The following is a 13,996-nucleotide window of genomic DNA, read 5'->3' on the forward strand; positions in this document are numbered from 1 at the left end:
TCTTTACTCAACTGAGCTGAACTGAGCCGACCAACATGGACCTGAAATGGACCTGAAGCAGATTCAGTATTTCATCGCGCTGTTCGAGGATGGGTCGGTCACGCGGGCGGCCAAGCGGCTGAACATCGTGCAGCCGGCCCTGAGCATGCAGATCGCGAAGCTGGAAGACGAACTGCATCAGCAACTCTTCGACCGCGGCGCACACGGCATGGCGCCCACCGCGGCGGGACGCCTGATGTACCGCCTGTTCCTGCCGATCATGCGTGACCTCGCGCACGCGCGCCAGCAACTGGTGCAGCGTGATGAAGTGGTGACCGGGCATGTATCGATCGGCTTGATTGCGTCGGTAACCGAAAGCGTGCTGGCGGATTCGCTGTCGCGGTTTCACGCTCGCTACCCGCATGTGGAGGTGACCGTGTCCGACGGTTACAGCGCAACGTTTATCGACTGGGTATCCGGGGGACAACTCGACGCCGCGCTGATCAACAAACCGCGCTCGCGGCTGTCGCTCGACTCGCAACCCTTGCTTGATGAAGAGATGGTGCTGGTCACCAGCGCCGTGCATGGGCCTGACCTGCCGCATGCCATCGAACTGGCGCAGCTTCCTGAACTTGAACTGGTGTTACCCACGAAGCGCCATGGCTTGCGCGGCGTACTCGATACCGCCGCCCAGCACGAAGACGTATTGCTCGCACCGCGCTTCGAGATCGACGTGCTGAGCACGATCGTCAGGCTGGTGGAAAGCACGCGCTTCGCGACGATTCTTCCGCGCATCGTGGTTGAGCGCGCAGTGCGGCATGGAACGTTGCGCGCCTATCCCATCCTTGCGCCGCGGATCGTGCGCCATATCGTGCGGATCAGCCATCCGCGACGTCCGTTGAGCGCGGCGGCGGAAGCGCTGATTGCAATCATTGCGGACGAATTGCGGCTGGTGTCCAGCGAATCGACAATGGAAGCTTGAACGTCGCCAGTGGCTTTATCGTTCTTCCAGCACCGAAAAAATGTTACCCGACGGGTCCTTGAACCACGCGATCACCGGGCCTCCGGAGCCGCGGCAAATCCCTTTGGCATCGGTCTTGAGAGTCGGCATGTCGTAGTGCTCGAAACGCACACCGTGCGCGCTCAGCGTGTCGACTGCCTGGTCCACGCTGTCGACCGGGAAATTCAACACCGTGTACGTCGCGGGCACATGATTGGACTTGGGATAGACCAGCACGTTGTTCCCGCCTGCCAGATGCAGCTTGAGAACGCCCATGGATCCGCTCGTCACCTTCAGGCCCAGCGTTTCGCTGTAGAACGCCTTTGCTTCGGCCAGATCCTTCACTGCAAAACCGCTGAACGCGTGACTGTCTTTCAATAGCGTTGGCATTGTTTGCTCCTTTCAGGTTGTGCAACTCATGCGTCCGACCATGACGCGCGCAACTCCTTGACCGGACGCACTTCCACGCCGCCCAGGCGTGCGCCGGGAAAGCCCGATGCCACGCGCATGGCTTCATTCATGTCTCGTGCCTCGATCAGGAGAAAGCCACCCACCTGCTCCTTGGTCTCGGCGAACGGGCCGTCCGTGATCGAGACATGCTCGCCACGGACCCTGAGCGTGACCGCTTCCCTGGCGGACTGCAGCGCCTGCGCCGCAATAAGCTGGCGGCTCTCTCGCAGACGTTCGTCGTACGCCAGGGATTCGTCGACCAATGCGTCGTACTGCCGTTTCGAAAGATCGTCGAGCACCCGTTCGTCAAAGAAAATAAGGCACAGGAATTTCATCAATGTCTCCGGTTAGGGGCTTCATCCGCTAGACGCTCGAACCGGGTCCGAATCGACCGCAACCGGGCACAAAAAAGTATCGAAATGTAACGGGCCGCTTCCGTTTGCGGGATCGAGCCGGATCCTGCTGGTTCTGCTGCGGCGATCTGCAGGATGCGGCGTGTTGGGCGGGTCTGTTAATCTGCGCCTTTCTTCCCGCCGACAAGACTTCGAACCATGCAACAGAATCTCCCTTTCAACGAACGAGGTATTACATTTGCCCGTGCTGGCCTGAGTGCGTCGGGTCAGTTGTTTCCGTTGCGCGATTTGCTCGGTGCAACGGTGGTGATGGTGCCGCGGCAAAAACCCTTGCCTATTGGGTTGGGCGTGATCGGCCTGGTCGTCGCGGTGGCGGGTGGAATTCTCGGCTCGGGGCCGGCGTTGCTGCTCGGCGTGATGATTGCGGTGGTGGGGTATTTGTCGTGGATTACGCAGGACGTGATTTACCGGATGTACGTGACCACGCCGGCAGGCGAGCGTGAGGTGTTCACGACGAAGGACGAGGAGTTTGCACAGCGTGTCGCGAAGCTGGTGCGCGAGGGCATTCCGGGGGCGCCTGCGCCTGTGCCTGCTGCTGCGCCCCCGTCTGAGCCTATGCCTGGTTAACGCTTTCTTTACGCGGACCGCAGCGATCCATGCCCCTTGTTAATGCGCCGCTCGCTAAAGTGGTGTTGTTCCCACCACCGCCCGTCGCGAGACGGCGCACTTCCCGATGCTTCAGGCAAGCGTTGCTTCCCCGGTCCGTTCCTCTTCTGTTCCTGTGCCCCAGCCGTTCGTGCGGGCTGCTCGAAAACTTCAAACAGTGGTTGCCTTTGATCTCATCCTGCCGGGGCTTGACTCCAGCGGGCCGCGGCGTGTTTTGCAGAAGGCGTTGGGCGGCGAAGCACGCATGCAGGTCGTGGCGACGGATCGCCGGCGTGAATGCGTCACGTTGCACGTTGAAGTGCCGTCGAGGTCGTTGAGCGATGTGATTGGCGTGGTGACTTCGCGATTTGAACAGGCGACGCTTGGGCATGCAACCACGTTCACGCTGCGGCGCTAGTTTGGTTTTACTCGCGCCGGTTTGGTTTCGCTCGCGCCGGTGGACGGATTAGAGTTCGCCGGTGCGCTGGGGCTTGGTGTTTGCGGTCGGGGTCTATGCCGGGTTGCTGCTTTCGGCCTTAGCGGTCTGCTTGAGTCGGATTTTCTCTTTATCACTATTAGCCACTGTGCGTGGCGGCACGTCATTTCTTTGTCCAAAGCGAGAAAGAAACGAAGCAAAGAAAACGCTTTAACCGCTCTACCCTAAGTGTCCACAGCGTGCAGTTCCCATTCATAGGTGCCCCAAAAGCACGGTGCTCGCCAGAGCGAAGGATGTTTGAACCCCTCCTTCTCCGAACACGGATACCCACACGCTTCGCCACCAGTGACTGAACCTGCCCAAGGTTCACCCCGCGCTATCCGCGAACAACCTTCCACCGAATTTGTACACACGTCGAACCACGTAGATAACCCGCCTGGGAAGAAAGCCTCGGAAATGCACAAGGCCGTAACTCACGAAAATAACCGTGCAGCTCATGCCGTCAACCCACCAAGAAATGAGGCCGCAAAAATGCGTGAGGCCGTGCTGACCGTGGGGTGCTGGTGCTTGCCCGAGACCACTGGTGGCGAAGCGTGTTCATGTCAGGATTCGCGAGAAGGAGGGGTTCAAACATCCTCCGCTCTGGCGAGCACCGTGCTTTTGGGGCACCTATGAATAGAAACTGCACGCTGTGGACACTTAGGGTAGAGCGGTTAAAGCGTTTTCTTTGCTTCGTTTCTTTGTCGCTTTGGACAAAGAAATGACGCGCCGCCACGCGCAGTGGCTAATAGTGATAAAGAGAATATCTCACTCTCGCAGACCGCTAAGGCCGAAAGCAGCAACCCGGCATTGACTCCGACAGTTAACCCCGGAACCCGGCAACCCGGCATTGACCCCGACCGCTAACCCCGGAACCTGGCACCCCGGCACCAACCCCGACCGCTACCCCCCAGCCCGCCAAAACCCAAAAACCCGTCCACCGGCGCGAGCGAAACGCTAAACCACTAAAGGCTCCACATGCCAGATATGTTTCGCATATTCCGCAATGGTGCGGTCTGAAGAGAAAATCCCCATCCCGGCGACGTTTTCAATCGCACTGCGCGTCCACGCTTCCTTATCGAGAAACTTCGCATCGACGTCCGCCTGCGCTTTGTCGAAACTCTCAAAGTCCGCCAGCACCATGTAGTGGTCGCCCCAATCCACCAGCGTATGAAAAATGTCGTAGAACCGATGCGGCTGGTCCGGCGAAAAATGCCCCAACCGGATCTGGTCAAGCGCCATCTTCAATTCGGGATTCTCCTCGTAGATATGACGCGGCCTGTATCCCGTCGCCCGCAGCGCATCAATCTCCTCGGTCGAGTGCCCGAAGATAAACATGTTCTCACGGCCAACGGCATCGCAAATCTCAATATTTGCACCGTCCAGCGTCCCGATAGTCAACGCCCCGTTCAACGCAAGCTTCATGTTACCCGTGCCTGACGCCTCAGTCCCCGCCATGGAAATCTGCTGCGATAAATCCGCCGCCGGAATGATCAGCTCCGCCACGCTCACCCCATAGTTCGGAATGAAACCGACCTTCAGCCGATCCCCGATCAACGGGTCGTTGTTGACCTTCTCCGCCACGTCGTTGATCAGCTTGATGATCGTCTTGGCCATCTTGTACGCCGACGCCGCCTTGCCGGCGAACATCACCACGCGCGGTGTCCAGGCCTTCTCCGGCTGCTCGCGAATCCTGTTGTAGCGCACGATCACATGCAGGATGTTAAGCAACTGGCGCTTGTATTCGTGAATGCGCTTGACCTGCAAATCGAACAGCGCGTTCGGGTCAATGATCGCACCCGTCTCAAGCTTCGCGCGCGCAGCCAGCCGCACCTTGCTGGCAAACTTCGCGTCATGGAAGGCTTTGGTGAACTCAGGGTCATCACGCCATTCACGCAGCCGGGCCAGTTCGAACAAGTCGGTCCGCCAGCGCGGCCCAAGCCGCTCATCGATCAACGACGACAGCGTCGGACTAGCCTGCGACAACCACCGCCGCGGCGTGATGCCGTTCGTTACGTTCGTGAACCGCTCGGGATACATGCGCGCGAAATCGGCGAAGATGTTTTGCGTCATCAACTGCGAATGCAGCTTCGACACGCCATTCACCGTGTGGCTCGCAACAATGGCCAGATGCGCCATGCGCACGCGCCGCTGACCATATTCATCCACCAGCGAAATGCGGCGGATCAGGTCAACATCACGCCCGAATTTTTCACCCACCTGCTTGAGAAAATCCGCGTTGATGTCGAAGATGATCTCAAGGTGGCGCGGCAGCAGCCGCGACAGCATCTCCACGTCCCAGGTTTCCAGCGCCTCAGGCATCAAGGTGTGGTTCGTATACGAGAACATCTGTTGCACGAGCTTCCAGGCCTTGTCCCACGGCAAGTGATGCGTATCGACCAGCAAACGCATCAACTCGGGAATAGCCAGCACCGGATGCGTGTCATTCAGGTGCACCGCCACCTTCTCCGCCAGCCGCCCAAAATGCGTATGCGTGCGTTGATAGCGGCGAATCAGATCCTGCATCGTCGCGGACACAAAGAAATATTCCTGCCGCAAACGCAGTTCCCGGCCGGCCTGCGTGGAGTCGTCCGGATACAGCAGGCGCGACACGTGTTCAGACGTGTTCTTTGCTTCGACCGACCGGCGGTAATCACCCTGGTTGAACGCGGACAGGTCGAATTCATCGGTCGCCCGCGCCGACCAGAGCCGCAATGTATTGGTCGCGGTCGTGGCAAATCCCGGGATCACGGTGTCGTACGCCATGGCGTTCACGTGTTCCGTGTCGATCCATTCGGTCCGGTCGCCATGACGTACCGTGCGCCCGCCAAAATGAATCACATAGTTCACCTCCGGCCGCGGAAACTCCCACGGATTGCCCGCGCGCAGCCAGTAATCGGGCGTTTCGACCTGATTGCCGTCCACGATGGTCTGCCGGAACATGCCGTATTCATAGCGGATGCCGTAACCAAAACCGGGAATGCCGACGGTTGCCATGGAGTCAAGGAAGCACGCGGCGAGGCGGCCCAGGCCGCCATTGCCAAGCGCCGCATCCGGCTCCAGGTTCTCGAGGGTATTGAGGTCAATGCCCAAGCCGGCAAGGGCGTCGCGGACTTCGTCGTGAATGCCCAGCGCCAGCAACGCGTTGGTGAAGGTCCGGCCGATCAGGAACTCCATCGACAGGTAGTAGACACGTTTGACGTCCTGCTCGTACTGCTGGCGCGTGGTTTTCATCCAGCGCGCCACCAGCCGGTCGCGGACCGCCAGTTCGGCGGCATGAAGCCAGTCGCGCGGCTGCGCGGTGACCGCGTCCTTGCCGACTCCGTACATGAGACGGTTGGAAATGGAGCGCCTGAGCGCATCAACGGTGCTGTTCAGCTGTTCGAATTCCAGGTCGACGGATGTCATCGAACTCTCCAGAAATGCATCGCTGGACAACGCGCTAGGTGCGAGCCGCGTTCTGTCAAGCGGGACGGGGCCGGGTGAACAGGCAGGTTACGCTATTTTTATTTTTTTGGTAATGGCCCCCGGCCGCCGTGGAATCGGCACGACAGCCGCCGGCGGTCCGTCCTTTTGTCGCATTTCCGTCATCGGGAACAGTCCGGCTGATCCCGGACCAGAATTGTTAAATTATTTTGGTTTCCTGATCATTTCCCCGTTCCAACGCGGATTCATGCCGCCGTGCGGTGGTTTTCCGCCAGCCTTTCGATTAGCTGAATATAGTGGTCGAGCGGGGGCGTAACACGCTCGGGGCGCTTGGCCAGATCATCCCAGCGGCGCAATGAAAGCGCGTCTTGCGCAAAAGGCTTGCGCAGAAAAACGTCCGCCTCCTCCTTGCTGAATATGCCGCCCTGCAGTTTCAGGCTGCGGACCGAATCCGCGGATAGTGTCGAAAAATAGCCGTCGTCAATGGCACATAAACAGCGTTTTGCGTCCACGTGCAGGCGGATCGGCTCAAGCACGGCATCGCCGAACAACGGCCGCAGGAACGGCAGCGCGAAATACTGGTGCAGGTCGTCAATACCCCGCTCGCTCGGCGTCTCGCCCTGGAGATTCAGCAAGTGGCCCAGGTCGTGCAAAAAGGCCGCGCCAACGAGTGTTTCGTCGGCGCCCGCTTCCTCGGCCAGCGCCGCCGTCTGCAATGCGTGCTGGAGTTGCGTGACCGGTTCACCGCTATAGGCAATCGCGCCGTAAGTATCGAAGAGATGCCGGATGTCAGTCAGCGTGAGCGCCATGATTCAGCCCCAGGGTAATGAAAAGGTCTTGAGGTTCGTGAAGCTTTTCATCGCTTCCTGCACCCCTTCCTTGTAACCCAGGCCCGAGTCCTTGATGCCGCCGAACGGCGTCAGCTCGATCCGGTAACCCGGCACTTCCCACACGTTCACGGTACCCACGCGCAGTTCGTTCACGAAGCGCGTGATCAGGTCAGCCCGGTCCGTACATATCCCGGACGACAACCCGAATGCCGTGCCGTTGCTGATACGAATGGCGTCGTCGATGGTATCGAATTCGATGACCGGAGACACCGGCCCGAAGGTTTCCTCGCGCACCAGCGTCATGGCCGGATCGACGCGGTCAAGCACCGTAGGCGAATACAGCGCGCCATGGCGGTGATTGCCGCAGAGCAGCCGCGCGCCCCTGGACACCGCTTCGTTCACACGTGCCTCGAATAACTTGGCCGCGGCCTCGTCGATCACCGTGCCCATCTGGTTGGCGGGATCGAAGGGATCGCCATAAGTCCACGCAAGCGTTTTTTCCACCACGAGTTCCGTGAACCGGGCGGCCACGCGCTTTTGCACCAGCAAACGCTTGACCGCCGTGCAACGTTGTCCGGAGTTCTTGTACGAGCCTTGCACGGCAAGCGTTGCCGCGCGGTCGAGGTCAGCGTCGTCCAGCACGATCAGCGGGTCATTGCCGCCGAGTTCCAGCACCACGCGCCGATACCCCGCCCTCGCCGCAATCTCCTTGCCAATAGCCACGCCACCCGTAAAAGTGACGAGGTCGGCATGCGGGTTCGTGACGAGTTCCACCGCGATCTCGCGCGGATCGCCGGTTAAAACCTGCAGCATGGGGGCGGGCAAACCGGCTTCATACAACACGTCGGCGAGGTAATAAGCCGATAACGGCACTTTCTCCGACGGCTTCAGGATCACCCGATTGTTCGTCGCGATAGCCGGCGCGAGCTTGTGCGCAACCTGATTCATCGGATGATTGAACGGCGTGATTGCAACGATCACGCCAGCCAGCGGCTCACGCTGCGAGAACACGCGGCGAGCCTTGCCGTGCGGGGTGAGATCGCAGGAAAAGCTCTGGCCGTCGTCGCGCAACGCTTCCATTGCGGCGAATTTGAGCACGTCGGCCACGCGGCCGATTTCATAGCGCGAATCCTGCTTCGACAAACCCGACTCGAGCGAAATAAGATCCGACGCTTCTTCCGTGCGCTCACGCAGCAGCGCAGCGGCGCGTTCCAGAATCTGCGAGCGTTCGTAACGCGTCAGCGTCGACCGGTAGTTCACCGCGTACTCGAATGCGTTGCGCACGTCGTCGACGCTTGCCATCGGCACAGTGCCAACACGGGTGTTCGTGTAAGGATCCAAAACATCAATAGTGCGTGCACGCGCCGCACGTTCGCCCTTCAGGCGCAGCGTTTCAACCCGCAATGCATGCTGCTCAACCGCAAGGACGGCGTTCATGATGCAAGCTCCAGATGGTTCAACGCGATGTTGAAAACATCGAAGTTGCGTAGACGCTTTCCCTCTTGCTTCGACTCGAAGCCGTCGGTTGGACGATTGAACAGCAAGGGCACCTCCTGCTCGGACACACCGCCGTGCGAGCGCAACGGCACCGTCAATCCCGACAGGTCATGCTCCGCGCGCCGGGTGCCAAGCGCCGTATCGCGGCGGCTTACCACCACAAGATCTCCCACACGATCGTTGGGCAACTCGAAGCGCTCGCAAGCCGCCGCGTTGTCGAGCACGATATCCACGCCCGGCAGTTCGGCAATGCGCGCGGCCAACGCTTTGGCATCGACGGAAGCCGGCAGGTAGATGGTCGCGAATGAACCGAGCGCCCCGTGGTGGACCACGTAGGGATCCGTGATCGGCAGGATCACGCGTGCGTTCGGGACGTCCGGCGTTTCATCCAGCCAGTCCTGCAGGTACACCACGTTCGGCTCGCCGGTTGCGGCGTCGTGCTTCGCGTTCATGCCATGGTCAGCGGTCAGGCCGATCACCGCGCCGAGTTCGTTCAGACGCGCGAGATAACCGTCCATCATCGCGTAGAACGCGTTCGCGCCGTCCGTGCCGGGTGCGCATTTATGCTGCACGTAGTCGGTCGTCGAGAGGTACATGATGTCGAGCTTGCGCGTCTCGGCAAGCCGTACGCCGGCCGCGAACACGAACTCGGAAAGGCCGGCGCTATACACGTCCGGCACCGGCTTGCCGACCAGTTCCAGCACGTTCTCGATACCGTTCTCCGCGAGCGTCACCGCGTCCGCTTTCTCCGCCGAGAAACAAATGCCGTCGAGTTGCCAGCCGAGCAGGCGGCGCAGCTTGTCCTTCGCCGTGACCACGGCCACTTTCTCGCCGCGTTGGGCCGCAGCCGCGAGGATCGTGCCGGCGCGAAGGTAGGCCGGGTCGTTCATCATCACTTCGGCACCCTTGCCGCCGTTCGCCAGCGGGTCGTAAAAGTAGTTGCCGCAAATGCCATGCACCGAAGGCGGTACGCCCGTCACGATAGACAAGTTGTTCGGGTTGGTGAACGACGGGATCACACAGTCAGCGCGAAAGGCGGACCCGCCACGCAACATGATGCCGATAAACGGTGCGACACCCGCCGCAACGGCCGCTTCCAGGTAATCGTATTCGCAACCGTCGACGCAGACGACCACGGTCAGCGCACGCGCCGGACCATAAGCGCGGCCGTTGACTTCCATAAACATTTCGGTGGACGTGGACATGAAGTTCCTTTCCGTGATGAACCAGCGTTTTGCCAACCCGTTTTGCGAACCATTAGGTCAGGCACGATATTCCATATTTTGATGCACAACGCCAATATTTGCCACATTTTTCGGCGCACGAAAGTCCCGAAAAATGGGATTTTCGGCAGGACCCGGCTGGATCAGACCATTCGCCGCCGTGGCACTTTTGCCGCGATCAGCAACAATGCAGCGAGCGAGACGCCCAGCAAGATCAGCGAAAGCGCCGACGCTGGCAAGTAATAACCGCGGTTCACCTGCCCGACCACCACGATGGGCACGGTCGCAAAACCCGGGGGATAGACGGTCAGCGTCGCGCCCAGTTCGCCGAGCGACAAGGCAAACCCCAGTGCGAGGCTCGCGCGGATCGCGGGGACAAGCTGCGGCAGGACAACGCGTGAGAGGACCATCGAAGGCGGTGCGCCGAGACTGGCTGCCGCTTCACGCAGGATGGTAAGTTCGGGGCGCAGCGCAGCGGCCGCGCATCTATAACAAAAGGGCAGCACGAGCGCGAGCTGCACCAGCACCACGATCGCCGCCGACCCCGAAATATCCAGCGGTTTCTTGTGGTATGCAATCAGCACGGACAGCCCGAGCACGACGCTCGGCACGCCGTTGGGCATCATCGCAATGGTGTCGACCCACGCTCCCACACCGCGGCGGTCACGGCCTTCCAGAGCCAGCGCAAGCCAGAGGCCAAGCACGGTACCCAGCACCGCGACGCCAAAGCCGACTTCAAGGCTCGTGGTCAATGCATCGAAGTCGCTTCCGCTCAGGCGTTCGAACCAGCGCATGCTGAGACCGTCGGGAAAGATGGTCCCCGACCAGTGCGACGCCACACTCGAAAGCGCGACCACGATCACCGGCAACACGAACAGCCAGAAGCACAGCAGCGCGGCAAAACCCGTGAATGCCCATGCGCCTGTCCGCTTCAGCGAATGCGGCTTCGAAGTCGTCGCGGGCAGCGTGAAATCAGTTGCCATTACGGCCTCCCGTGCGTCGATTGACTCGCCTGTACAGCGCATACAACGAGAGCGACATCGCCAGCATGACGACCGCGCCGGCGGCGGCCGTCGGCAAGTCGAGATCGACCGTGGCCGAGCTATAGATGGCCATCGGCAATGTGATCAGGTGCGCGCTGCCGAGCACCAGCAGAATGCCGAACTCATTGAGCGTCAGCAGGAAACACAGGATCGTGCCTGCCGCAATGCCGGGCCACGCGAGCGGCAGGATGACCTTGAACGCAACCATCCAGCCGTTCGCGCCAAGGCTCTTGGCGGCTTCGATCAGGCGCGTGTCGAGCGTCGCGAACGACGCGAGCGTGGGGCGCACGACGAACGGCGCGTAGAACACGACTTCCGCGAGAATCACGCCGCCGATACCGAACAGGAAGTTGAGCGGCGGGTCCTGCAGGTTGAACAGCCGCTGCAAGCCGATGCTCACCGACCCCTGCGAGCCATATAAGAAGATCAGCGTGAACGCGACCAGGAACGACGGGAACGCCACGAACAATTCGAGGAACCGAGTAACGAGCTTTGCGCCGGGAAACGGCTTGAAAAACAGCATGGCAGCAAGCAGCACACCGAGCACTGAAGCGAGTGTCGCGCTGGCGAACAGGATGCCGAGCGTCGTGCCGACCACCCCGCTGGTCTCGGGATTGCCGAAGAACGCGGTGTAGGCATGAAAGCTCAGGCCATGCGCACCGCTCACGCTGAGAATCAGGAGTTGCAGCAGCGGATAGATGACCAGCGGACCCAGCACAACAACCAGAATGAACCACAGGTGCCACTGCGCCAGCCGTTCGCGACGCCGCTTCGCGGCCGTATGCGCGACGTCGTCGACTACATGCTCACTCACTGATAAGGACGACATCGTCAACCTCATGGCGTAGGGAAACGCGCTCGCCCTTCACGGGCATCGGGCCGTGGGCACGCTGCATGGTGACGAGCACGGGCTGATCGGGGAGCGCGTCGATCATGACCGATACCGACAGGGCCGCACCGTACCACTCCACCGAAGTAATAGTGCCGTGCAGTTGGGCATCCCCAAGCGGCACGATCTTGAGGCACTCGGGACGCACGCACGCGACATGCTCGCGGTCGTCGTGACGGGCGTCGCCGATGGGGAACATGATGGACGGCGGCAACAGGTTCGCCGCGCCAAGATAACGTGCGACGAACGCGTCCTTGGGGTTGTCGTAGAGTTCGCGCGGCGTGCCGAGTTGCGCAATGCGGCCATCGCGCATCAGCAACGTGCGGTCGGAAAGCACGAGCGCGTCATCCTGGTCGTGCGTGACGCATACGATGGTCAGGTTCGGCAAACGCTCATGCAACGCCTTGAGTTCAGTCCGGACCGAGGCGCGCAGGTTGGCATCGAGTGCGGACAGCGGCTCGTCCAGCAGCAGCACATCCGGCTCGATCACCAGCGCCCGCGCCAGGGCCACGCGTTGCTGCATGCCGCCCGACAACTGCGCGGGCATCACATGCCCCGCGTCGCCGAGCTGCACGAGCTTGAGCGCATCGGCTACGCGCCGTGCGATCTCCCCTGCTTTCAGGCGCCGCGCCCGCAGGCCGAACGCGACATTGTCATACACCGACAGATGCGGAAACAGCGCATAACTTTGAAACAGCAAGCCGAGATTGCGCTTGAACGGCGGCACGTGCGTGAGGTCACGCCCCGCCACCGTCAACGTCCCCGCCAGCCCGTCCGCCTCGATGAAACCCGCGATAAACCGCAGCAACGTGGTCTTGCCGCATCCGCTGCGGCCAAGCACGGTCAGCAGTTCCCCGCGCTCAATGGTCAACGACAGGTCATCGAGCACGGTGCGTGTGCCGAAGCGCACGCTCAGGCGGTCGATACGCACGCCGCCGTGCGCGTGCTGATCTGAATCCACGGCGGCGGCTTCACGAGCGGCCGGAGCCAGCGTCAAAGTGTTCACGGTTCGCATCCTTGAAAGCTTGGGGAAAACAGGACGAGCCCGAAGGTCAAGGCAGATTAAAGCTCAGACGCTCAGGACTTCGGCTTGACGACCTCGAGCTGCTTGTCGGAGTTGCCGATCACATCGTTTTTCCAACGCGTGGTCCATGCAGCCTTCTTCTCCATCACCTGGTTCCAGTCCACCGGAATCAGCTTCACGCCGGCTATAGCCTGCTTGACCGTCTCGCCGTTCTTGCCGGCCAGCGGTACGTCCGTGCGGCCCGGAATGCCGTAGATATCCGGCACCTTCGCCTGCACTTCCTTCGACATCAGGTAGTCCACCAGCTTCTTGCCTTCAGCCTGGTTCGGGCCGCCCTTGATCAGGCCGATTGCGTAGGGCAGCTGGAACGTGGTCGGTGCTTCGCCGGGCTTGGCCGAGAGGAAGATCGGCTTGAGCGACAGGCCGCCGTTGGTGGCGTCGTCCAGGTCCATCTGCAGGTCGCCGTTGGCGAACGCGATCTCGTTGCGCGAGAGCAGGACGTCGAGATAGCCCGTGCCCTTGGTGTGGAATTTTGCGCTCTTTTCCAGATCCTTCAGATAGTCGAACGCCTTGTCTTCGCCCATCAACGCGCTCGTCAGGATGATCACGGCCATCCCGTCGCCGGCGGTGGCGGGATTCGAATAAGCCACCTTGCCGCTGAAGTCGGGTTGCAGCAGATCACCAAAGGTCTTCGGCGCGGTCTTCGTGATTTCAGGGTTGATCGCGAACGAGAAATAGTTGTTCACGAAGGTCGCCCACGCGCCGTCCGGAGCCTTGGCAATCGCCGGCACGTTCTTGTAGTTGACGCTCTGGTATGGCTCCAGCAAGCCGCTTTGCGACGCCTGCTGAATGAATGGCGGCAGCGTGACGAGCACGTCCGCTTTCGGCGAATCCTTCTCCACGGTCGCGCGATTCACGACCTCCCCGCTGCCCGCGATCACGATATTGACCTTCACACCTTCTTTCTTTTCGAAGGCCGGCAGTACGTCCTTGTACAGGTTCTCCAGGCCGTCGGCGCTGTACAGCACGACTGCGCCGGCAGCAAAAGCCGGCACGGTCACAACGCTCGCGAAAGCGGCCACGGCCAGGGCCGGCAATACGCGCTTTGCAAAACGGGAGGCGGGGAAGCGATTTTTCGTCATGGTGCTTGTTCTCCGGGATA

The 13,996-nt window shown here is 60.8% G+C and carries 13 protein-coding genes; 3 read left to right on the forward strand and 10 right to left on the reverse strand.

From position 1 onward, the window contains the following. Positions 1–46 precede the first annotated feature (46 nt). Positions 47–961, forward strand: a complete 915-nt coding sequence (locus ABH944_RS29210; RefSeq protein ID WP_062082727.1) for a LysR family transcriptional regulator — start codon at positions 47–49, stop codon at positions 959–961. 15 nt (positions 962–976) lie between these two features. Here the strand turns inward: ABH944_RS29210 and ABH944_RS29215 are convergent, their stop codons facing one another. Next, complete coding sequence (locus tag ABH944_RS29215) at positions 977–1,369, reverse strand: VOC family protein (protein ID WP_404610740.1); 393 nt, start codon at positions 1,367–1,369, stop codon at positions 977–979. A 26-nt stretch (positions 1,370–1,395) separates the two neighbouring features. Beyond that, positions 1,396–1,764, reverse strand: coding sequence for a YciI family protein (locus ABH944_RS29220; RefSeq protein ID WP_404610741.1), 369 nt, complete (start codon positions 1,762–1,764; stop codon positions 1,396–1,398). 216 nt (positions 1,765–1,980) lie between these two features. On the opposite strand from ABH944_RS29220, the gene ABH944_RS29225 reads away from it, so the two are divergent. Beyond that, entirely contained in the window at positions 1,981–2,409 is a 429-nt protein-coding gene (locus ABH944_RS29225; protein WP_404610742.1) for a DUF6232 family protein, read from the forward strand. Positions 2,410–2,605: 196 nt separating this feature from the next. Continuing rightward, on the forward strand, positions 2,606–2,845 hold the full coding sequence (locus ABH944_RS29230) for a hypothetical protein (RefSeq protein ID WP_404610743.1): 240 nt from the start codon (positions 2,606–2,608) through the stop codon (positions 2,843–2,845). 1,014 nt (positions 2,846–3,859) lie between these two features. Here the strand turns inward: ABH944_RS29230 and ABH944_RS29235 are convergent. The 8 genes from ABH944_RS29235 to phnS form a co-directional block, all read right to left on the reverse strand. Beyond that, positions 3,860–6,310: a glycogen/starch/alpha-glucan phosphorylase gene (locus ABH944_RS29235; protein WP_404610744.1), complete on the reverse strand. Its 2,451-nt coding sequence runs from the start codon at positions 6,308–6,310 to the stop codon at positions 3,860–3,862. Positions 6,311–6,573: 263 nt separating this feature from the next. Next, positions 6,574–7,137 (reverse strand): phosphonate degradation HD-domain oxygenase, encoded by a 564-nt coding sequence (locus ABH944_RS29240; protein ID WP_404610745.1) that lies wholly within the window; start codon positions 7,135–7,137, stop codon positions 6,574–6,576. A 3-nt stretch (positions 7,138–7,140) separates the two neighbouring features. Beyond that, complete coding sequence (gene phnY, locus ABH944_RS29245) at positions 7,141–8,595, reverse strand: phosphonoacetaldehyde dehydrogenase (protein WP_404610746.1); 1,455 nt, start codon at positions 8,593–8,595, stop codon at positions 7,141–7,143. Beyond that, the gene (gene phnA, locus ABH944_RS29250; RefSeq protein WP_404610747.1) at positions 8,592–9,860 is read right to left on the reverse strand and encodes a phosphonoacetate hydrolase; all 1,269 of its coding nucleotides are present in this window, start codon (positions 9,858–9,860) and stop codon (positions 8,592–8,594) included. Before phnA ends, phnY begins: the two co-directional genes overlap by 4 nt. Before the next feature lie 161 nt (positions 9,861–10,021). Next, complete coding sequence (gene phnV / locus ABH944_RS29255) at positions 10,022–10,861, reverse strand: 2-aminoethylphosphonate ABC transport system, membrane component PhnV (RefSeq protein WP_404610748.1); 840 nt, start codon at positions 10,859–10,861, stop codon at positions 10,022–10,024. Beyond that, positions 10,851–11,750 carry a 2-aminoethylphosphonate ABC transporter permease subunit gene (locus ABH944_RS29260; RefSeq protein ID WP_404610749.1) on the reverse strand — a complete coding sequence of 300 codons (900 nt, stop codon included), beginning with the start codon at positions 11,748–11,750 and terminating at the stop codon, positions 10,851–10,853. The genes phnV and ABH944_RS29260 overlap by 11 nt, the downstream gene beginning before the upstream one ends. Next, a complete protein-coding gene (gene phnT / locus ABH944_RS29265) occupies positions 11,728–12,816 on the reverse strand; it encodes a 2-aminoethylphosphonate ABC transport system ATP-binding subunit PhnT (protein WP_404610750.1) in 1,089 nt (362 codons plus the stop codon). Before phnT ends, ABH944_RS29260 begins: the two co-directional genes overlap by 23 nt. 71 nt (positions 12,817–12,887) lie before the next feature. Further along, positions 12,888–13,976 carry a 2-aminoethylphosphonate ABC transporter substrate-binding protein gene (gene phnS, locus ABH944_RS29270; protein ID WP_404610751.1) on the reverse strand — a complete coding sequence of 363 codons (1,089 nt, stop codon included), beginning with the start codon at positions 13,974–13,976 and terminating at the stop codon, positions 12,888–12,890. Positions 13,977–13,996 lie beyond the last annotated feature (20 nt).

Origin of the sequence: Caballeronia udeis, from assembly GCF_044909315.1 — a bacterium.
GTDB lineage: Bacteria > Pseudomonadota > Gammaproteobacteria > Burkholderiales > Burkholderiaceae > Caballeronia > Caballeronia udeis_A.

Bases quoted from the DNA above. Each gene is read 5' to 3' on its own strand.
- ABH944_RS29210 (WP_062082727.1), top strand. From the start codon at position 47: ATGGACCTGAAGCAGATTCAGTATTTCATCGCGCTGTTCGAGGATGGG.
- ABH944_RS29215 (WP_404610740.1), bottom strand. From the start codon at position 1,369: ATGCCAACGCTATTGAAAGACAGTCACGCGTTCAGCGGTTTTGCAGTG.
- ABH944_RS29220 (WP_404610741.1), bottom strand. From the start codon at position 1,764: ATGAAATTCCTGTGCCTTATTTTCTTTGACGAACGGGTGCTCGACGAT.
- ABH944_RS29225 (WP_404610742.1), top strand. From the start codon at position 1,981: ATGCAACAGAATCTCCCTTTCAACGAACGAGGTATTACATTTGCCCGT.
- ABH944_RS29235 (WP_404610744.1), bottom strand. From the start codon at position 6,310: ATGACATCCGTCGACCTGGAATTCGAACAGCTGAACAGCACCGTTGAT.
- ABH944_RS29240 (WP_404610745.1), bottom strand. From the start codon at position 7,137: ATGGCGCTCACGCTGACTGACATCCGGCATCTCTTCGATACTTACGGC.
- phnY (WP_404610746.1), bottom strand. From the start codon at position 8,595: ATGAACGCCGTCCTTGCGGTTGAGCAGCATGCATTGCGGGTTGAAACG.
- phnA (WP_404610747.1), bottom strand. From the start codon at position 9,860: ATGTCCACGTCCACCGAAATGTTTATGGAAGTCAACGGCCGCGCTTAT.
- phnV (WP_404610748.1), bottom strand. From the start codon at position 10,861: ATGGCAACTGATTTCACGCTGCCCGCGACGACTTCGAAGCCGCATTCG.
- ABH944_RS29260 (WP_404610749.1), bottom strand. From the start codon at position 11,750: ATGTCGTCCTTATCAGTGAGTGAGCATGTAGTCGACGACGTCGCGCAT.
- phnS (WP_404610751.1), bottom strand. From the start codon at position 13,976: ATGACGAAAAATCGCTTCCCCGCCTCCCGTTTTGCAAAGCGCGTATTG.